Consider the following 18,959-nt stretch of genomic DNA (forward strand, 5'->3'; position numbering starts at 1 on the left):
GACAGATGTATATCGACAAATACTGGGGCAACTTTATCGGAGGCTCGGATGACAGCCTGAACCTTGTGGCATTTTTGGAAGACCTGAAGAAAGAGGAGATCCCCCTCAGCGAGATTTTTGCCAAGATAGGGCTGGACAAGCAGAACTGGGACTTCCGCCAGACCGTAAAGTATTTGGAGTTTACACACTCCGATGGCGTGGAGATGGACTTTCACTTCGCCATTGATGTGGTCACCGACCTGGCCGCCATCCTGCTGGAGTGCAGCGTCAGCGGCAGTGTGAACCTCCAGGATCTGGACGAGTACAACACCCCCTCCCGCCGCATCCGCATCACCGCCACGCCAGAGGAGCATGACGCCATGAACAAGGCCCTGGCGGATTTTGCCCAGAATCCGCTGGAATATGACCTCAGTGAGATGATGGACGATGAGGAGATCCAGGAGATGGCTCGGGATGTGGAGGCGCTGCGGAAGGAGCTGTACGAGGCCGCTGGCCGCAACCGAGACTACTATGTAAAGGCAGAGGACATGAAGAATCTGCTCCCCGACTGGGAGGAAGCCAGTGGCTGTATCGCCACCAACCGCATCACGGTGGAGGGCTGCAAGGTTGGCTACTGCTACCGGGAGAAGCCGGACGGCGACTGGGACAGCGGCTGGCGCTTCACCGCCGGTGATGAGAGCGAGGAGTACATGGACGATCCTAACAACGCCGGGATCTACGGCCTCAACACCATCTGCAACGACGATCCCGACATCATTCCTCTGCTGAACACCCCCGCCCCCTGCGCCTTTGAGCGGGATGAGAATGGCGTGTTCCAGCAAATCAAAGACTGGAAACCGGATGAGGACGAGGAGGACCCGGATATGGACATTTTGAAGCAGTGCCAGAAGTGGCATGAAAAGGGCCAATATCAGAAAATCATTGACGCGCTGGAGGCCATCCCTGCTGGGGAGCGTACCCCGGAGATGGACAGCGAACTGGCCCGCGCCTATAACAATCTGGCAGACCCATATAAGCCAGGCGGCAAAGAGATGCTCAAAAAGGCCATCGCTCTGCTCAAGCCCCATGAGGAATACTTTGCGGAAGACCACTGCTGGAACTTCCGTATGGGATATTCCTATTACTTTCTGGACCAGGAGGGCCGGGCATTGCCGTATTTCCGCAAGGCACTGGAGAAACTTCCTGGAGACGAGGACACCCAAAAACTCATTGATGACTGCGAGCACCGCATTTCTCTGCCACAGTTCTCGGAGTGCTTCCGGGAACGGACAGAGGACTGGTGGGAAACCTTTGCCGAGATGGAAGCGGAGCTGCGCCAGATGATGGACGACGACAAAGACCACACCCGCGGCGCCGAAATCGTGGCCCAAATGGAAGGAGCTTTGAACCAGGCGTTTGACGAAATCTCCTTCGAGATGGGCTTCAATGGCGAAAAGCATGAGTTGATCCTCACCCCGGAGGGTGACAAGGTCAAGCTGTTTGAGCTGATTTACTTCCAGAAGCACGCCCCCAAGGAGGTGCTGGAGCACTGGAACATCCTGGTGGGCCGTCAGCCCATCCGAAACATCGGCCTTCGCACCGACGATGGCTGGGACATCTCTGGGGAGGATGTGCAGATTTGGCTGGAGCAGCAGGGCAAAAACAGTTTCGCCCTCTCCGCCTACTGCGAAAAGCTGCTGCCCATGCTGGAGGAAGAAGAAGGCCGGGCCTGGTGGATGCTCACCACCCTCACCGACCAGGTGTTGGGCGAGATCCCCCACATGAGATACATAGACAGCTTTGATGTACTGGAGGCCCCCAGGGCAGAGCCGTCCATCCCCATGTCCCAGCTGCCGGACAAGCTGAAGGAAAAGGGAGCGAATCTCTCCACTGACCCGGAAGCCTATCTGAACAGCTACCTCGGCTACAAAATGGAACCCAACAAGGACCCGGATGCCGATTGGCGGCTGGATGTGATGGTCGGCTCCACCAACTGCGTGCCGCTCATCAACGGCTATCTGGATGCCGACAATGACTTCATGGACGCTCTCCATGCCGACGGCGCGGTGGCGGGCTTCTTCTGCTATCCTCTGGATACTCTGCGGGAGGAGGAAGGAACGGATAAGATTTTCGACTTCCGGGACAAGCTGGAAGAAGTGTTCACCACCGGCGACGGCCCGGAGGTTCTCACCCTCATCGGCGGAGCCACCGGCCTTTTCTGCGGCTATGTGGACTTCATCGCCTGGGACATCCGAACGGTGCTCCAGATGGCAAAGAAGTTCTTCGAGGACAGTGAGATCCCATGGGCCAGCTTCCACACTTTCCGCCGGGAGGCAGGCACAGTGAACCTGAAAACGCCGTCCGAGGAGGAACCGGACGATGAGGATCAGGTCCCCGAGCTGGACGAGACGCTGAAGGGCATGGACTATATCCCTTACACCCCGCAGAACGAAGAAGAATTCTTCCACCAGCTGGAGCAGTGGAACGACGAGGACGAGTACACCCGCTGCATCCAGGCCTTGAATGCCATCCCGGAGGATTGGCGGAACTACCGCATTGCCTACGCCATGGCACGGGCGCTGGAGAACTATGCCATCATTGGGGACCACGACGAGGGTACTCCTAACTATAAGGGAGATAAGGCCCTGCGCCGAGCCATCGAGGTGCTGGAGTCCGTCCGGGAGGAAGGACAGGATAAGGCCCAATGGAATATGCGGATGGCGTATGCCTATCAGTATCTCTATGGTCAGGAGGAAAAGGCCATCCCCTACGCCCAGCGGTGGGCGGAGCTGGATCCGGAAGACGAGGATGCCCCGATAGTGATTCAGGAGTGCCAGAAAGAGATCGCAAAGCGGGCCGAGGCAGAGGCCGAGGACGAGAGTGACCACACAGGCGTCTTCACCGGCTTTGTGCTGCTGTCCAAGGCAGAATGGGATAAAGAGCAGTTCATCCGGGACATGAAAGAAAAGTGGGACATTGCCGTGGATGAATACGACGCCAGCGAGGAGAAGGATGACGACGCGCTGGTATTCGAAGTGGGCGACATACTTGCCGCTGTCAGCCTGGCGACCTACCCCATCCCCGGCGGCGAGGCCGAGGGCAACGCGGAAAACAACTATATGTGGGAGGATGCGGTCAAGGTAGCCAAAGAGCACCGTGCCCACCTGATGGTAGCAGTGCTGGGCAAAGAGGAAGACCTTCTGGAAAAGGGCAAGCTGTTCACCAAGGTGGTTACCGCCTGCTGCCGCCAGGAATATGCCACCGGCATCTACACCAGCGGCGTGGTGTTTGAGCCTCGGTTCTATGAGGGCTTTGCCGACATGATGCAGGAAGACGAGCTGCCCATCTTCAACTGGATCTGGTTCGGCCTCTGGCGGGATGAGAATGGCATGAACGGCTACACCTACGGTCTGGATGTGTTTGGCAAAGACGAGATGGAGGTACTGGGTACCGATGCCAAGCCGAGCGATCTGCGGGACTTTTTGGCCAGCCTTGTGTCCTATGTGCTGGAGAACGATGTGGAACTCCACGATGGGGAGACCATCGGCTTTGCGGCAGACGATAAGCACACCATCACCCGCAGCCCTGGCGTCGGACTGCCGGAGGAGCAGATGACCCTGAAAATCTCCTGGGCGTCATCGGACGGTGACCCCGACGATGACGGAGATGAGGATGACCGGGACGGTGAAGCGCCCGAGGATGAAGAAACCGGTGTTCCCGCGGTCTACACCGAGGAAGAAATGGAAGCCGTCGAGGGGCATATCCAGCAGTATTTCGGCAAGTTCGAGAATGTGTTCCATGAGCTGTCTTCGCCGGATATCCATGTGGATATCTGCGTGGTGCCGCCCTCCGAGGAGCGGGACTACTACACCCTGGTAACCATGGGCATGGGTGCCCACCGGATGAATGTGCCGGAGGAACTGGCCGAATACAAGCTGGAGCGGGCGGAGCTTGCTATCGCGCTGCCAGGGAACTGGAAGCTGAAGCATGAGGACCTGAAGAATGAGCGGTGGTATTGGCCCATCCGCCTGCTGAAAACCCTGGCTCGCCTGCCCATTGCCAGCGATACCTGGCTGGGCTTTGGCCATACCATGGACAATGAGGATGACTTTGCAAAGGACACAAAGCTGTGCGCCGCCATGCTGACCGGTCCCCAGGATACCGAAGATGGCAGCGAGGTCTGCATCCTGCCGAGTGGCGAGGAGGTCAACTTCTATCAGGTGATCCCCCTCTACCGGGATGAATTGGAATATAAGCTGGCCCATGATGCGGACGCCCTGCTGGACAAAATGAACGGCATCAGCTTTGTGGTGGAGCCTGATCGTCAGGATGCTATCACTCGTGGCACTCTTTCCAATAATGATTTTGACGGTGAGATGGACGATGTCTCCTATCATATCGAGAGTATTGAGGAGAAGGGGTTGCCCGTTGACCCCATAAATGCTTATAACCTCTTTGCCATTTACCTCCGCTGGTGCATAGAGCATGATCTGATGGGCGAGGACTTTCTGAACGAATACGGCGAAGTGGCCAAACAGGTCAAAGCCGACCCTGCCAGTGTGGATCTGCGGGCGTTTATTCGGGACAAACTGAACGGGCAGATTATGGTTCCGATGTTCAATAAGGTTGGGCGAGCATTTACTTCTTACTACTATGGCGAACCTGATAGTCCAAATTTCCCCCGTGACATTGAAAACTATGCCTTGGAATATCTCGGCCCAGAAAAGTATTATTCCGATGAGTTCCAGTTTAAGGCCCCACTGTTCATCCCATTTGACGAGGACTACTACCAGGCCATGGCAAAGGTGATCGAGGAACGCTTCACCAACTGGCAGGGACAGGACTTCGACGAGGACACGCTGGAACCCTCCGAACTGGCTGAGGCGTTGATGGAGTATCTGGACTGTGAATGCACCTATTTCCCCTCCATGAAGGACGATGATCCCATCATGTCGGCATACAGCTATGCCAAACGGGAAAGTGTCAAAGAAGGCTTTGTGCCGGTGCTCATCAAGGCGGATGACGAAACGCTGTTGGAGTGTCTGGTGATGAACGCCGACCCGGAGAATGATTCGGACTTTTACGAATTTGACCTCAAAACTGTAATGGAGTACCGGAAAAAGATACTCTCTGCCCCCGTCAAGGACGGAAAGGCGGTTTTGGAGGAATTGACCGGCCAGCGCAAGGAAGAAGCCGAGGACGATGATATGGACTGGGAGGAGGAGATCCTGGGCGAGATGGAGGGCGGAGAACCAAACGACCGCTTCTCCAGCTACTGGGATGATGATACGGAGATGACCTATCCGCTCATCCTGGCCAAGATCCCGGTGAAGAATCCCTGGGAGATCTTCGCATACCTGCCCTTCGGAAACTGGAACGACTGCCCCGACACACCGGATCTGATGGCTGCGGCCAAATACTGGTTCGAGCAGTACGGCGCAGTTCCTGCCGCCATGAGCCACGATGAGCTGGAGTTCCTGCTTCCGGCCCCCGTCCCCAAGGAGAAGACCATGGATGTGGCGGTGGAGCTGTATGGCTTCTGCCCCGATGTCATCGACCAGGGACCGGAAGACGCCACCGTGGGCGCTTTGGCTGATGTGCTGCGGCAGTCCACTGTCTGGTATCTCTGGTGGGATTGATGGGAGATTTTGACTATGAACGAATACCTGAAGCAATATATTGAACTCCAAAAGCAGTTTCGAGAGACAAAAGGAAATCCAGACAGTGTCCGCTCTCTCTATACCTTCAAGGAGAAACTGGAGCAGTCGGAAGACAAACAGGCCAAAGAGATGCTGGTGGATGTGTATGATCTGCTGGACTTCAAGAAGGATGCCTACGAACTGCTCTGCCAAATCGGAAATCGTTCCGATAAAAAGACACTCAAGCGGCTGGGCATGCTGAAGGACTATGCGGAAAACTGGGGTAATCATTATGCCCTCCCCAAGCCCAAAACGCTGGAGGAAAAGCAGAAAGAGAAGGAGCGGCAGGCCCAGCTGGGCCTGCCCACCTTCCGGTATCACCCCAATCCGCTGGAAACCGGCGCTTTTGAGGAGTCCGCGGATGGCGTTGCCTGCGACTGCTGCGGCAAGACGACCCACATTTTCTATACAGGCCCCTTTTACGCTGTGGAGGATATTGAGTGCCTGTGCCCGGAGTGTATCTCCAGCGGCGAGGCGTCCCGGAAATACGACGGCAGCTTCCAGGACGATTGCTCCGTGGACGATGGCGTGGAGGACCCGGCCCGATTGGACGAGCTGATCCACCGAACTCCTGGCTACTGTGGCTGGCAGCAGGAATACTGGCGCGCCCACTGCGGCGACTACTGCGCCTATCTGGGCCATGTGGGTGCCAGAGAACTGCGGGCGCTGGGTGTGCTGGAGGATGTGCTGGACGATCCAATGTGGGATGACGAACATAAGGAAATGATTCAGGAATCCGTCAATGGCGGGCATCTGCAATGCTATCTGTTCCAGTGCCTCCACTGCGGAAAACATCTGGTCTGGATGGATTTTGATTGAGAAGGAGGTGCCTGCGCCAATGGAAAAAACCTTCCTCAACCCCGCTACAAATAAGCAGTGGCGAATTGAAATTGACGGACATGCCGTCCGAACCTGCTTGAATGGCGGGAAGGTCAAGGAGATCCTGTGCGACTCCGCTTACCAGGTCAAGAGCAAGGCGGCTAGCGCCATGATGGGCCAGATGCGAAAAGGATTTGTCTATCAGAATCCGGATGCCGCTGTTGGGCAGGCGCGGTGCCATCGGTTTGTCGGCAAGGACAGCAACGGTTTCATGCCCCTGGCTGCCGCTCTCACACGGGATGACTTCTTCCTGACAAGGGTGGTCAGAGATTTTGAGGACGAGACCCTCTATCACTTCGATGGCAGCGGGGAGATCCTTGAAACGGTCTCTCTGGGTGCCAAGCGGATGACCTATGAGCAGGTCCTCTGCCCCAATGACACCCTTCTTCTGAACAACAGCTATCTTTTGGAGCAGTTCTCACTCCGCACCCATGAGGTCACGCCCTTTGCCAACAAGAAAAACAGCATGAAGACCATGCTGGATGCCAGCGGCGACCTGGCCCTGTGGTACACAGGCGAGGAGATCGTCGTCTTTGACTTTGTCAGCAACACGGAGGTGCGGCGGGAAACGGTAAAATGCAAGAAGTCAAAAGACCCGGATTTTGCCTACTACTGCTTTGGAATGATCTCTCCCCGGCAGAGCAAAGCGGCTTACCGCGTCACCGAGGGTGAGTATGTGCTGGTCGATTTGAAGTCCGCCCAAAAAACAGTGATCTCCAATGCGGGACGGCATCCCTTCTTCTCTCCGGATGACCAGTGCTTCTCGGTGGGCGGCAAGTTCTATCTGACTCAGACCGGAGAGGAGATAGCCAATCCTTTCCCGTTTTCTGTCCGGCAGGGGCTGAGTTTTTCGGATACCTGCGCGGTGAGGACAAGGGGCAGTCTGATGGCTGTTCAGCAGGATCGTGGCAGCTCCCCCATAGAAGTATGGGATACCGGCAACGGCCAACTGCTGGCCACCATTGATGACCCCTTTGTAGTGCGGCAGGTGAATTTTGCCTTTACCCAAAGTGGGCTTGTCCTGCACACCGATTACGGGGCCATGAGCATCTATTCCTGCGCCCTCTGAAACGGAGAAGTGACCTATGGATCATGAGAGGAAAGAACTATTGGCTCAGAAAAAAGCGCAGCTCAAGAAAAGGCAGAAAAGAGCAGAGATACAGCAATACAAGGACCGTCTTACAAAAAGCATTGAACATTTTTCTCAAAAATACCGATACGCGGATGAAGCTGAAGCGCTCAAAATTGAAACCTTTATCTCAAAACTCAATTTTGAGCAGCCGGGGCAGCTGGCGATCCAAGAAGTTTGCCCATATCCCCATGGAAATGTCTACTTGTGCTTCTTAATGGGAACTGACGCATTATTTCAGATTTATGTATTTGGCAAGTATTCTGACATCATGAGCGATCATGATGCATGGGAAGTTTTCAGTCCATACCTGTTGCTTGTGGACGAGGATTTTATTCATTACACTTATATCAACGATAATGGCGAAGTCATGGAATCACAAGTATCGTAATGGCGGAGAAAGAGCGTGGACACCTATGAACAAAGAATCATTGACAGTAAAACTCCTGGACTTGGTCGAGGGGCGGGAAACTCCCGAAACCTGGAGGAGCTGGTGGGACGAACATGAGACGGAGTTGGAAGCCCTGCTGAGTCGGGGTGAATTTCTGAAACTGAAGCCCTGCCGACACGGTTTTCAGTGGGTCCCGGTGTTTGGCAGCCAAAAGGGAGCTATCGCCATTCTGGAAAAGAGCGGCACAGCATTTGAGGCCAGCAATCTCTACCAGGAGCGGTATCTGGCGGAGCTGGACGCTTTCTGCGAGGAACAGAAGCAAGTACAGCGGGAAAAGCAAGCGAAATTCAAGGCCGACAACCCGGAGCTGTTTCGACGCTACCCCAAGTTCTCCAAGGCGTTGGCAAAGGTGCTGGACCCCACTGATGAGATCCAGCCTGCCGCCACGGAGGCGCAAATCGCAGGCCGAGAAAGGGCGCTGGACTTCACGCTCCCGTCCCAGGTGCGGGAGTTCTTCCTGCTGACCGCAGGCATCCAGGCGTCCACAGGCGTGATCCTTTCCCTTGTCGGGATGTTTGATCTGACCATCCATGGAGAGCGGTATTGTGTGCTGGGCGAGTTCTGGAAAGAAGCGGACGGCGACCAACTTCTGCTCCGTCCCGGAGAGGAAACCATCTGGTACTACGCCCATGAGCAGGACAAGGTAAAGCGCCTCTGCAATGATATGGCAGAACTGCTGGAGAAGAAACTGGCGAGGTATCTCAATGAGCACTGAAAATATCGTCCATGAAAAACGCTATCGGGACTGGCGGGCGCAGTATAATGCTGTGTTTGCACCGGAGAACCGATCTCCTCAGCAAGACGAGCAGTTTTCGCTGACGGATGGATATTCCATCCGCTCCAAAACCTACATCTATGACGGCGATCTACATCTCTGCGGCAGTGAAAGCGAACTGCTGGACAATGAGGGCAAGGTGCGGTATGTTTGGCGTAATCTGGACACGGATGGTGAATTCTGTTCCCTGTTTCGCCACCGCAACGGAAAGTACTATCTGATCTTCCGCACCGAACTGTATGGATACAGCGTCCTGGAGGTGGAGAGCGGACAGGAGATGCACTATGTCCCTGCCTGTGTCCACCCGGAGGAGGGGCAGAAAGCCGAGGAAGTATTCATCTGGACCGGCGCGGACTATGACCCTGGCGCTGATCTGCTAGCTGTCACCGGCTGCATTTGGGCCTGTCCCTACTCCACTATCGTGCTGGACTTTTCCTGTCCGCTCCAGCCCCAGCCCCCGGAGCATTGGCTGGATCTGCGGCACATCGTTGACCCGGACAATACCCGGTTTGACGATATCGAGTTTGTCCGCTGGAGAAGCGACGCTCTGCTCCTCCGATGCTGCGATACAGAGAATGGCCGGTGGAAAGAAGCGCGAGTATCATTGGAGCGGTTGCAGTCCGTAATGTCACGATATCAAAAGGAGTGATGATATGGCAGGCGTATCCACTTGGAGCGGAATGCGGAACAAACTGGAGAATGATTACCTGTGCCCGGCGCTCCGGGGCCGCATCCAGTATTTTGCCACCAGCTACTGGGAAAGCCATGACCAAACAGGCCGGGCGGCCATTCGATTGGACGGCGTGGAGGTGCTGCGAAGCAACTACTATGCCTATGAACAGCATTATTGGAACAGATATCAGGCCCTGCGGCGGGAGGGTGTCGGAGAGGTCGACCCGAAGGCCCCCTTCCGGCTGGCCCATGAAGGGACGCTGAGCGACGGCTGTTTTGACAACGGTTTTTTCTATGAGGCGTTTCACGAATTTGACAACCAGAGCATCGAGAAAAGCCTTGTCAGCAAGAATCCTCTTGTCCGCATCTTTGCCCTCCTGGACCGCAGGCTGGGAAAGCGCCGCCTGCTGCCTTTGGAGGAATCCATGGAGCAAGAACTGGACTGGGTGCGGGCCTTCTATGTGATCCGGATGCAGGCCGAAGGGTTAATGGAAAAGGAATAACATTCAGGAGGAACTGCCATGTCACAGATCGCATCCTTTTATCTTCTCAAAGACGGCCGGCGGCAGGAACTGTCCAATGGCGACTGCTCTGGCGCGGTTTATATGGCCATCTGGGACTGGTGTGAGAGCGAGCTGGATTTGGATGTCCGTTTTCCTGCTCCCCAGACGGAGGAAACCCTGGACTGCACTCTGCTGAAGGGAGAGCTGGCGTCTAAACTGCTGGCAGCTCTGCGGGAGCAGAACCTCCCGGAGCTGGCCGCTAAAATTGCCACAGACTGGGATCTACTCACTGAGGCGGTACAAAGCGGACTTGAAACGCTGCGCTCCCATCTGGAACTGGTGCAGGGCGACGCTGCACTGCTGTATGAAATGTTGTAAGACGGAGGGATACCATGCTGGCAAAGCGGTTTAAACACATTTTACATGATCTGGGCATGGCTGGGCTGGAGCACCCTCTGTTCTACCATGCGCCGGTGGGCATCCGGTTTGAAATCGGCGGGGAGGAACCAATTTATCTGGACAGGAGTGCGGCGAAGCTGAAAACCAACCCCGCCTATGTTCAGGGGGCGCTGAACCGGGCCGCCGCAATCTATCAGGCACTTCCGGCAGTGCCGGACCTTCTGCGGATCGACGGGTATCCCGATGAAGAACCTGCCGAGTCCCTGCTGACAGTTATCCGGCAGCGAATGGGACTCCCGGTTCCCGATGAGCAACTTCCGGCCATAGAGCAGGATGAAGATGGGGATACCCATACACAAGTGCAGTTTTACTGGGATCTCAGCGGGATTACCTTTCAGCCGGAGCAACTTCTACAGGAAATCATTCTGGGGGATATCGGAGGCTGGAGCGGCTTTGTGTCCAGCGTCTATCTGACAGGGCCGGGACCGTTCCTCTACCACCTGTACGATGACCGGGGGCTGGATGTGCTGGGCAGTTCCAGAGAACTGCTTTTGCCGCTTTACCATCAGTTTCATGGCTGGATCTTGAAGTACGATCTGGAGAAAATCGACAGGCTGTTCGCTCCAGCAAAAGGATGACCGCATAACAGAGAAGGAGGCATCACTATGGGACTTGATATCTACGCCGGAACATTGACCCGGTACTATGCTCACAATTGGAAAACCGTTGTTCAGCAGTGGGCGGAGGAAAACGGATACGCCTTTAACCGGATTACGCCGGATAGAGAAGCTGCTGATAACGAGGAAGAAATGTCTCCAGCTGAAATCCAGGCGGCGGTGGAGAACTGGCGGGATCAGATCTTGAGCGCCATTTCTCAGCCGGGCCAGCCCCCCTACACTCCCTGGCCGGAGGACAATGAGAAGCCCTATTACACCGACAAGCCGGATTGGGATGCCTTCGGCGCTATGCTGCTGGTGGCCGCCTGCCATACATACGATGAGCCGGTGCCCCCCACCGTGGAAAAGGACTGGAACTTCGGAGAGCATCCTCTGGTCGCGCGCCTTGGATCAGATGAGGAGCGGGTGTGGTCCCTGTTCCGTGGGGCTACCTGGTGGCTGCCTCTGGCGGATTCCTTCTTATTTCAGGCGCCTCTGCCCACCGATGATCAGGCGATGATCGCCACCCTGGGCGGTCTGCGGAAGGAGTTGGAGAAGCTGAACCAGCTGGCGTGGCAGGCCGATGAGGATACCATCCTTGATTGGGCAGACACGGAGGGATACCCGGTAGACGGAACCGTGGGCCCGAATGGACAGTATAGCAAGGCGGACATCCCGGAACACACCCAGTATGACACCCAATCCCTTGCCAAGTTTGCCTTCTCCATGTTCTGGCGTGCCATGCGGTTTGCCGAGGAACAGCAGGTGCCCATTTTGCTGGATTACTGAGGAGAGATTTTATGGGATATGATGTAAGTTTTCACCCGATTTCACCGGAAGAAATGCGGGAATGGTATTTCACCCCGCTTACCTGGATACAGCAGGGGCAGGAGGAAAAGGTGATGGCCCTTGCCGCGCAGCACGGAATGGAGGATTTCTACGCGGAAAAATATCTGGACACCCTGCGAGTCGGGGCGGAGACAGAGCCTGATGAGTTATTTGATAAGAGCCATGGCTTTTACATTGCGGTGATCCAAGGCTTCTTCCGGGACTACTATTACACTAGAGGGAGCAGTTTTTCCCTTCTGATGGAGGAGAAGCCGGAATATGTCCGGTACTTCACCCCATGGGCGCAGGTGGTGCCAACAGCCTTTCCCAATCCGGCAGAAAATCAGATCATCGAAAACTACTGCTCCGGTGTGTACCTGTCTCGGGATCAGGTCACACAGCTCCTCCGGGATCTGGAGCAGGAACCAAAGGTGCTGGAAGATCTGGAGGGAGTTTGGAGCGATGGGCAGCTTGCGGTGCTGAAAAAGGCACTTGTCGCTGCGGCAGAATTGGGTGTCGGTCTGCTGGAAGCCACTGAGGTGGTGGAACCTAACCCTATCCGCCCCAATGAGAGTACGAGCTACTCAAACCTGTACCACTGCGACCGGGATGGGGTGTATCTCTACATGGATGCCGCCAGCAGGCAGATCGAGGATGCCATCAGGAGAAGCGAGGGACAAGTATGAGCAATAAAGTGTTCCAGCAAAACCTGAATGACAAAAAAGGCCACCAGCCTGGTGGCCCCTATCTCATTCAGATGCTGTTCAAAGAGCCGGTGGATATGCCGGACAAGGACGAAATGACCGCTGTAATGGAAAAGCACATTGGCGCTGTAGAGTGTTTCTGCCGTGATAAAAAGATGGCCGGCTTTGCCGCCCTGGATCATATCGCGGAATTTCAGGATGGCAAATGCCCGGTGCAGCTGATGGTAATGAAATGCGATAAATTCAAGGGTAAAGGCTTTGACGCCTTCCTGATGAGTCAGATGTGGGACTGCCAGGAGGACCGGGAGCGGATTTTCCGGGAGTGCCGGTATCAGGTGGTGGCCACCGATATGCTGGCTGCGGCGCTTCCGGCACTGGAGCGGGCCAACCTGGATGCCGACTTTGTGGAGGCCCTTGCGGAGCTGTACCCCACCTGTGAGGCGTTCTATTTCCAGAACTGCGGCAAGCTCCTACTAGCGGAGGATGTGCGTTCCCATCAGATCGAAGGCTCAGATCGGTTCATCCGTTTTGGCGTCAATGTCCGTTTCTTCAACATTGAGGGTACCGAGGATATGCTCATCGATACGGTGGGCATGAGTACCCTGTTCCTGCCGGATCTCCAGTACCACTTCCACGACATGGACCCCAATTGGGTGGTAAACCATGCCTACAATGTGGCATCCTATATTCTGGAGCATGACAACCCTATTAAGGATGGGGAAACGGTAGACGGCGTAGCGGATGGCCAAATGAGTCGGGAAATCCAGTGGAAGTGCCAGTATGAGGATGCCCTGATCCAGCCGCCCAGAGGAGTGTTGGACATCCATATGGGAGAATTTGCTGCTGGGCAGCGGTAAAATATAGTGCGTTTGGAGCAGATAGGGATGCTTTTCTTATATACAAAAGAGTAGGGGCATATTGCTTTTTGACTTGCGCCATCATGCTGCGTATTTTTGGCTCATGCAGTTGTGACCTGTTGTTAAAACAGCAGACAGACTTCTCGCTGCTCACAACATTGAGCCAAACCAATCAAGCTGTTGTATGTGGCACTGTCTCCCACCTTAATGATGCTTTTTGTGAAAAAGATCTGCTTTTATACATCAAAATGGTTACTCTCAGAGGACCTAAAATATGAGTTTGTGATACCGCATATAATACTTATGACTTTACTGTACGGACAGGCAACATCTCATCACAGGCCTCACACTGAGAGCGTGTCCCAAATTGTCTGACAGACCTCTTCTCGCTTTACAAAAGTAAAGCTGATGTGTGGGTACATGGCCTGATGCCGCAATACCTGTTGGTATAAGTGGGTCCCAATAAAAGTCTGATTTTTAATTGTGAACTGCCAACAGCATAAATCCGAAATCTGTACCACATGATCGTCTGGGGCAGTACCAATCACATACACCAGTTGTTTACCAGCTATTTGTGTAAGGAGTGCGGCATTTTCATAGGATTGTCTGTTTTGAGATCCTGCAAAATCCTTGTAGAGCTCCAGGATGTTATCTTTGCGGTCTACAATAACATTACTGCCTGACAAAGTATAATCTCCAGCAGGTAAGTACTGCGGCAGAATAATAACACCATGCTCGGCACACCAATCGACCATGGGAGATTTACCTTCGCGGCTGTCGCTACTAAGTACGGGCAGCCCGGACAAGTTTGCTAACAGCAATGCGTGCCGCCAGTTAGGATCGCCCTGCCGCCAGCCACCTTCAGTCCCAACACGGATATCATCTGGAGTAACCTGATAAGCAGATGCTGGCAATGATCTCCTTACATCTATATATCTGGTGCCCATCCGACGATGGAGCTCCAGACATATATGATGTCCCACTGATTCCACCAACGATTGTATCCTGGCATGTCTGCCGCGATTGAGCGCATCCAGTGCACACCGGATGGCAGTGGTACCTCTGTGCTTATCCAGTCTCCAGACCAGAGGCCACTTGCCGGTCTGCTGATACATATAGGTAGCCCATCCCACACATGGGCCAACCGATATGTCATAGCGGATATAATAGGCCACATCATCCTGCATAACTGCAAGAATTTTTACTCGATAGATACCATCCATTGGGATCTTAGGTGGGTACATTGACTTGCCTCCCAAACATATAGATTTAAGTTACTGACTGATTATAGGCAAGACAACTCAAATCTATCGGCAGACAATTTCTTTATGATTCACTCTTGAAAATCCACCCCAAAGATGTTAAGATTTTTTAAAAGAAACGAATTCCCCTTGGGTACCTTGTACTTGTCCCCCCGCAAACAAGCACATTGTCCCTAAATAATGACTCACAAAAGAGTCCGAGGAAATTCGTTTCCCCGGGCTCTTTTTTTATTTATTTTCTGTTTTAATCCCGGTTTTTGGCTTGATTCTGACTTTTACCGAACTTTTTCGGAAAAAGAATTGTCGAGCAGCTTGTGGTCAAAATGGTTGGACAAACGACCAGGTTGGAGTGGGATGACCACAAATTGCCAAATTGCAATCAGAAAGCGCCGGACCGCAGGGTCCGGCGCTTTTTTGCGTCTGGAGCTGATTCGAAAAAAACGGAACCTTCCCTGAAAAAAACAGAATGTCAGACGAGAGGAAAGAGAGGACCTCCGGAACTGCTGTGGACCGGAGAGCCGCGGATTTCTATGTGTATGTCTGGAACGGAAAGGAACAGGAGGGAACCATGAGAAGAATCGGCGATGATCGAAACACAGTACGGAACTATGTCGAGTTGGCCATCGCGCTTGTGATTGTCTGCGCCATCATGATCAGCGGGGTGCGAATTACTTTCGTAATCGGGCCGTCCATGTTGCCCACGCTGCAGGAGTACAGCTGGCATGTGGTCGTCGGGGTGCAGGACCCGGAGGTGGGGGACATTGTGACATTCCGTCTGCCGGATGAGAAGTTTTCGTATATCAAACGGATCGTGGCTGGACCCGGGGATACGGTGGACCACTGGGGGACCGCCATCACCCTGGGGGAGGACGAGTACTATGTGCTGGGGGACAATCGGGGAAATTCCCGGGATTCCCGGGCTTTCGGGCCCATCACGGGCGAAATAATCTGGGGGAGGCTGATATTTTGAGGCAAGAAAGGGAGTAGATCCGTTCCGGTCGGAGCAGGCCGGCGCATTCTGTCCCCGGGCGTATGGGCGCCCGGAGACTTTTTCCGCTCGGACAGAAGGTACGAATTCGAACAATTTGTAAAAACTTTTGTTTCAGGCCTATGCAAACCGCGGAAAATAAGTTACAATAACGGAAAGCAATAGTGAGACGTGGCCGCCGCCTGTCCGGCGCGGGGGGCCTCACACCAACAGCGAATATAAAAGGGGTTGAATCATGATGAGCGAACCGCAGTACAAGCGGGTACTCTTGAAGATCAGCGGCGAGGCTCTGGCCGGCGAGGCCAGCCGGGGCCTGGACTTTGGCGTCATCAACCAGGTCTGCGATGTCATCCGGCAGTGCGTGGAGATGGGCGTTGAAGTGGGCATCGTCGTGGGCGGCGGCAATTTCTGGCGCGGCATCAAGGACGGCAGCGGCAAGATGGAGCGCACCCGCGCCGACCACATGGGCATGCTGGCCACGACGCTGAACTGCCTGGCTCTGGCCGACGTGCTGGAGCAGCTGGGTGTGGAAGTGCGGGTCCAGACCGCCATCGAGATGCGGGCCATCGCCGAGCCGTACATCCGCTCCCGGGCTATCCGGCACCTGGAGAAGGGCCGCGTGGTCATCTTCGGCTGCGGCACCGGTAACCCCTTCTTCTCCACCGATACCGCCGCGGTGCTGCGGGCCGCTGAGATCAACGCCGATGTGATCCTGCTGGCCAAGAACATCGACGGTGTCTATTCCGCCGACCCCAACAAGGACCCCAGCGCGGTGAAGTACGACTCCATCACCTACGACGACGTGCTGGCGCAGCACCTGCAGGTTATGGACTCCACCGCCACCAGCCTTTCTATGGATAACAAGATCCCTGTGATCCTCTTCGCCCTCAAGGACCCCCAGAATATCCTGCGCGTCCTGAAGGGCGAGAAGATCGGCACCATTGTGAAGGAGGAACCGTGAGATGAACGCCATCCATAAGACTTACGACGACAAGATGCAGAAGACCATCGAGGTGGTCAAGAGCGACTTTGCCAGTGTCCGCGCCGGCCGCGCCAACGCCGCCGTCCTGGACAAGATCAGCGTGGACTACTACGGCAGCCCCACCCCCATCAACCAGGTGGCCGCCATCTCCTCTCCCGATCCCCGCACCCTGACCATCCAGCCCTGGGACAGCTCCCTGCTGAAGGCCATCGAGAAGGCCATCCAGACCTCCGACCTGGGCATCAACCCCCAGAACGACGGCCGCCTCATCCGCCTGTCCTTCCCCCAGCTCACCGAGGAGCGCCGCCGCGACCTGTCCAAGCAGGTGAAGAAGTACGCCGAGGCCGGCAAGGTTGCCATCCGCAACATCCGCCGGGACGCCGTGGACAGCTACAAGTCCATGAAGAAGAAGGGCGAGATCACCGAGGACGATCTGAAGGAGTACGAGAAGGAAATGCAGGATCTCACCGAGAAGAGCTGCAAGCAGATCGACGAGCTGACCGCCAAGAAGGAAGCCGAGCTCATGGCGGTGTAAGAGATACACCCCTGAATATGACCTGGTGCGGGGCGCGCTGCGTCCCGCACCAAATTCTGATTTGGTAGGATGTTAGCTATGCCCATCTTCAAAGCAAAGGAGCGGGAGACGCCCCAGGTGGACTTCTCCCGTCTGCCCCGGCATGTGGCCATCATCATGGACGGCAACGGCCGCTGGGCCAAGCGCCGGGGCCTGCCCCGGACAGCGGGTCACGCCGCGGGCGCGGAGACCTTCCGCACCATCGCCACCTACTGCAAGGACATCGGCCTGGAATATCTGACCGTCTACGCCTTCTCCACCGAGAACTGGAAGCGCCCGGCGGAGGAGGTCTCCGCCATTATGGGGCTTCTGAAAAAGTACCTGCTGGAGGCCATCGGCAAGATGGAGAAGGACCGGGTCAAGATGAAGTTTCTGGGGGACCTCTCGCCTCTGAGCGATGAGCTGAAGGAGCTGTGCCTCCGTACGGAGGAGATCTCCACCCACTACGACGGCTGTCAGGTGAACATCTGCCTGAACTACGGCGGCCGGGACGAGATCGTCCGGGCGGCCCGGGCTCTGGCGGCGGAGTGCGCCGCCGGTCAGCGGAAGGCGGAGGACATCACCGAGGCGGACCTGTCCGCCCACCTCTATACGGCGGGGCTGCCCGACCCGGATCTGGTGATCCGGCCCAGCGGGGAGCTGCGGCTGTCGAACTTCCTGCCCTGGCAGTCGGCCTATGCCGAGTTCTACTTTACCGACGTGCTCTGGCCCGACTTCACCCGGGAGGAGCTCAACAAAGCTCTGGCGGCGTATCAGGCCCGGTCCCGCCGGTTCGGAGGTGTGTGATGGGTAAGCGCATCCTGGTGGCGGTGATCTTCATCCCGCTGATTTTTGTGGTGCTGTACGGAGTCTCTCCCCAGTACCCCGTCGTGATCCCCGTGATCATTGCGGGGCTGTCCATGATCGCGGTGCATGAGGCCCTGTGGTCCACCGGATTTGTCAAGCACGCCCGGGTGTCGGGCTATTCCATCGCCCTGGCGGGACTCATTCCCTTCTGGGTGTATTTCAACGGCAACGAGGAGGGCGCGCTGGCGGGCCTGTTTATCTATGTGGTCCTCCTCTTCTGCGAGGCCATCGCCAGCCGCCAGACCCTGACCCTGGCCAAGATGGGGGGCGCCTTCTTCCTGGCCGTGATGATCCCCTTCTTCCTGTCCTCCTTTGTGCGTATCCGCAGCATGGAGCACTGGAAGTATCTGATCCTCATGCCCTTCCTGGCCGCCTTCGTCAGTGACGCCATGGCTCTCTTTGCCGGGATGTTCTTCGGTAAGCACAAGCTGGCCCCCCACCTCTCCCCGAAAAAGACGGTGGAGGGGGCCGTGGGCGGCTTCGTGGGCGCCATCCTGGGCATGCTCCTCTACGGTGTGGTGCTCCAGTTGGGCTTCCAGCATGTGGTGAGCTACCCCATGCTGGCCCTGTACGGCGCTCTGGGCAGCGTGGTGTCCCAGCTTGGTGACCTGTCCTTCTCCTATATCAAGCGGGAGTACGGCATCAAAGACTATGGCAACATTTTTCCGGGCCACGGCGGCGTGCTGGACCGGTTCGACAGCGTGATTTTCTGCGCGCCCGCCATCGAGCTGCTGGTGCGCCACCTGCCCGCCATCCTGTCCTGAGGGAGGGATTTT

The 18,959-nt window shown here is 55.7% G+C and carries 18 protein-coding genes; 17 read left to right on the forward strand and 1 reads right to left on the reverse strand.

Translation table 11 applies throughout. The features are described from left to right. Positions 1–5: 5 nt before the first annotated feature. From B5G43_RS08695 to B5G43_RS08750, 12 genes are read left to right on the forward strand one after another with little or no spacing between them, the layout of a single operon-like run. Positions 6–5,618, forward strand: a complete 5,613-nt coding sequence (locus tag B5G43_RS08695) for a DUF2185 domain-containing protein (RefSeq protein WP_087260300.1) — start codon at positions 6–8, stop codon at positions 5,616–5,618. Positions 5,619–5,633: 15 nt separating this feature from the next. Beyond that, positions 5,634–6,497, forward strand: a complete 864-nt coding sequence (locus B5G43_RS08700) for a CbrC family protein (RefSeq protein ID WP_087260302.1) — start codon at positions 5,634–5,636, stop codon at positions 6,495–6,497. Continuing rightward, positions 6,421–7,626, forward strand: a complete 1,206-nt coding sequence (locus tag B5G43_RS08705) for a hypothetical protein (protein ID WP_242960513.1) — start codon at positions 6,421–6,423, stop codon at positions 7,624–7,626. Before B5G43_RS08700 ends, B5G43_RS08705 begins: the two co-directional genes overlap by 77 nt. A gap of 16 nt (positions 7,627–7,642) precedes the next feature. Next, positions 7,643–8,077 (forward strand): hypothetical protein, encoded by a 435-nt coding sequence (locus B5G43_RS08710; RefSeq protein WP_087260307.1) that lies wholly within the window; start codon positions 7,643–7,645, stop codon positions 8,075–8,077. 25 nt (positions 8,078–8,102) lie between these two features. Continuing rightward, positions 8,103–8,852, forward strand: coding sequence for an SMI1/KNR4 family protein (locus B5G43_RS08715; RefSeq protein ID WP_087260309.1), 750 nt, complete (start codon positions 8,103–8,105; stop codon positions 8,850–8,852). Continuing rightward, on the forward strand, positions 8,842–9,561 hold the full coding sequence (locus tag B5G43_RS17545) for a hypothetical protein (RefSeq protein WP_204244496.1): 720 nt from the start codon (positions 8,842–8,844) through the stop codon (positions 9,559–9,561). The genes B5G43_RS08715 and B5G43_RS17545 overlap by 11 nt, the downstream gene beginning before the upstream one ends. 4 nt (positions 9,562–9,565) lie before the next feature. Continuing rightward, positions 9,566–10,087 carry a hypothetical protein gene (locus B5G43_RS08725; protein WP_087260314.1) on the forward strand — a complete coding sequence of 174 codons (522 nt, stop codon included), beginning with the start codon at positions 9,566–9,568 and terminating at the stop codon, positions 10,085–10,087. Positions 10,088–10,105: 18 nt separating this feature from the next. Next, positions 10,106–10,465, forward strand: a complete 360-nt coding sequence (locus B5G43_RS08730) for a hypothetical protein (RefSeq protein ID WP_087260317.1) — start codon at positions 10,106–10,108, stop codon at positions 10,463–10,465. A gap of 14 nt (positions 10,466–10,479) precedes the next feature. Continuing rightward, complete coding sequence (locus B5G43_RS08735; protein ID WP_087260318.1) at positions 10,480–11,124, forward strand: DUF3885 domain-containing protein; 645 nt, start codon at positions 10,480–10,482, stop codon at positions 11,122–11,124. 27 nt (positions 11,125–11,151) lie between these two features. Next, a complete protein-coding gene (locus B5G43_RS08740) occupies positions 11,152–11,931 on the forward strand; it encodes a hypothetical protein (RefSeq protein ID WP_087260321.1) in 780 nt (259 codons plus the stop codon). 11 nt (positions 11,932–11,942) lie between these two features. Beyond that, positions 11,943–12,656 carry a hypothetical protein gene (locus B5G43_RS08745; protein ID WP_087260324.1) on the forward strand — a complete coding sequence of 238 codons (714 nt, stop codon included), beginning with the start codon at positions 11,943–11,945 and terminating at the stop codon, positions 12,654–12,656. Continuing rightward, complete coding sequence (locus B5G43_RS08750; protein WP_087260325.1) at positions 12,653–13,531, forward strand: DUF4261 domain-containing protein; 879 nt, start codon at positions 12,653–12,655, stop codon at positions 13,529–13,531. The genes B5G43_RS08745 and B5G43_RS08750 overlap by 4 nt, the downstream gene beginning before the upstream one ends. Positions 13,532–13,875: 344 nt before the next feature. Here the strand turns inward: B5G43_RS08750 and B5G43_RS17070 are convergent, their stop codons facing one another. Next, positions 13,876–14,775 carry a hypothetical protein gene (locus B5G43_RS17070; protein WP_143382847.1) on the reverse strand — a complete coding sequence of 300 codons (900 nt, stop codon included), beginning with the start codon at positions 14,773–14,775 and terminating at the stop codon, positions 13,876–13,878. A gap of 484 nt (positions 14,776–15,259) precedes the next feature. Here B5G43_RS17070 and B5G43_RS08760 point away from each other — a divergent pair, with 484 nt between their 5' ends. The 5 genes from B5G43_RS08760 to B5G43_RS08780 all read left to right on the forward strand — a co-directional run bounded on the left by B5G43_RS08760 (position 15,260) and on the right by B5G43_RS08780 (position 18,947). Continuing rightward, a complete protein-coding gene (locus B5G43_RS08760) occupies positions 15,260–15,763 on the forward strand; it encodes a S26 family signal peptidase (RefSeq protein ID WP_087260328.1) in 504 nt (167 codons plus the stop codon). Between the two features lie 256 nt (positions 15,764–16,019). After that, positions 16,020–16,742 (forward strand): UMP kinase, encoded by a 723-nt coding sequence (pyrH, locus tag B5G43_RS08765; protein ID WP_087260468.1) that lies wholly within the window; start codon positions 16,020–16,022, stop codon positions 16,740–16,742. 1 nt (position 16,743) lies between these two features. Beyond that, positions 16,744–17,298, forward strand: coding sequence for a ribosome recycling factor (gene frr, locus B5G43_RS08770; protein WP_087260330.1), 555 nt, complete (start codon positions 16,744–16,746; stop codon positions 17,296–17,298). 78 nt (positions 17,299–17,376) lie between these two features. After that, positions 17,377–18,123 carry an isoprenyl transferase gene (locus B5G43_RS08775; RefSeq protein WP_087260331.1) on the forward strand — a complete coding sequence of 249 codons (747 nt, stop codon included), beginning with the start codon at positions 17,377–17,379 and terminating at the stop codon, positions 18,121–18,123. Next, the gene (locus B5G43_RS08780) at positions 18,123–18,947 is read left to right on the forward strand and encodes a phosphatidate cytidylyltransferase (RefSeq protein WP_087260333.1); all 825 of its coding nucleotides are present in this window, start codon (positions 18,123–18,125) and stop codon (positions 18,945–18,947) included. The genes B5G43_RS08775 and B5G43_RS08780 overlap by 1 nt, the downstream gene beginning before the upstream one ends. Positions 18,948–18,959 lie beyond the last annotated feature (12 nt).

Origin of the sequence: Flavonifractor sp. An92, from assembly GCF_002159175.1 — a bacterium.
Taxonomy (GTDB): domain Bacteria; phylum Bacillota; class Clostridia; order Oscillospirales; family Oscillospiraceae; genus Pseudoflavonifractor_A.

Coding starts and splice junctions, on each gene's coding strand:
- B5G43_RS08695 (WP_087260300.1), top strand. CDS start 6: ATGTATATCGACAAATACTGGGGCAACTTTATCGGAGGCTCGGATGAC.
- B5G43_RS08700 (WP_087260302.1), top strand. CDS start 5,634: ATGAACGAATACCTGAAGCAATATATTGAACTCCAAAAGCAGTTTCGA.
- B5G43_RS08705 (WP_242960513.1), top strand. CDS start 6,421: ATGGCGGGCATCTGCAATGCTATCTGTTCCAGTGCCTCCACTGCGGAA.
- B5G43_RS08710 (WP_087260307.1), top strand. CDS start 7,643: ATGGATCATGAGAGGAAAGAACTATTGGCTCAGAAAAAAGCGCAGCTC.
- B5G43_RS08715 (WP_087260309.1), top strand. CDS start 8,103: ATGAACAAAGAATCATTGACAGTAAAACTCCTGGACTTGGTCGAGGGG.
- B5G43_RS17545 (WP_204244496.1), top strand. CDS start 8,842: ATGAGCACTGAAAATATCGTCCATGAAAAACGCTATCGGGACTGGCGG.
- B5G43_RS08725 (WP_087260314.1), top strand. CDS start 9,566: ATGGCAGGCGTATCCACTTGGAGCGGAATGCGGAACAAACTGGAGAAT.
- B5G43_RS08730 (WP_087260317.1), top strand. CDS start 10,106: ATGTCACAGATCGCATCCTTTTATCTTCTCAAAGACGGCCGGCGGCAG.
- B5G43_RS08735 (WP_087260318.1), top strand. CDS start 10,480: ATGCTGGCAAAGCGGTTTAAACACATTTTACATGATCTGGGCATGGCT.
- B5G43_RS08740 (WP_087260321.1), top strand. CDS start 11,152: ATGGGACTTGATATCTACGCCGGAACATTGACCCGGTACTATGCTCAC.
- B5G43_RS08745 (WP_087260324.1), top strand. CDS start 11,943: ATGGGATATGATGTAAGTTTTCACCCGATTTCACCGGAAGAAATGCGG.
- B5G43_RS08750 (WP_087260325.1), top strand. CDS start 12,653: ATGAGCAATAAAGTGTTCCAGCAAAACCTGAATGACAAAAAAGGCCAC.
- B5G43_RS17070 (WP_143382847.1), bottom strand. CDS start 14,775: ATGTACCCACCTAAGATCCCAATGGATGGTATCTATCGAGTAAAAATT.
- B5G43_RS08760 (WP_087260328.1), top strand. CDS start 15,260: ATGTCAGACGAGAGGAAAGAGAGGACCTCCGGAACTGCTGTGGACCGG.
- pyrH (WP_087260468.1), top strand. CDS start 16,020: ATGAGCGAACCGCAGTACAAGCGGGTACTCTTGAAGATCAGCGGCGAG.
- frr (WP_087260330.1), top strand. CDS start 16,744: ATGAACGCCATCCATAAGACTTACGACGACAAGATGCAGAAGACCATC.
- B5G43_RS08775 (WP_087260331.1), top strand. CDS start 17,377: ATGCCCATCTTCAAAGCAAAGGAGCGGGAGACGCCCCAGGTGGACTTC.
- B5G43_RS08780 (WP_087260333.1), top strand. CDS start 18,123: ATGGGTAAGCGCATCCTGGTGGCGGTGATCTTCATCCCGCTGATTTTT.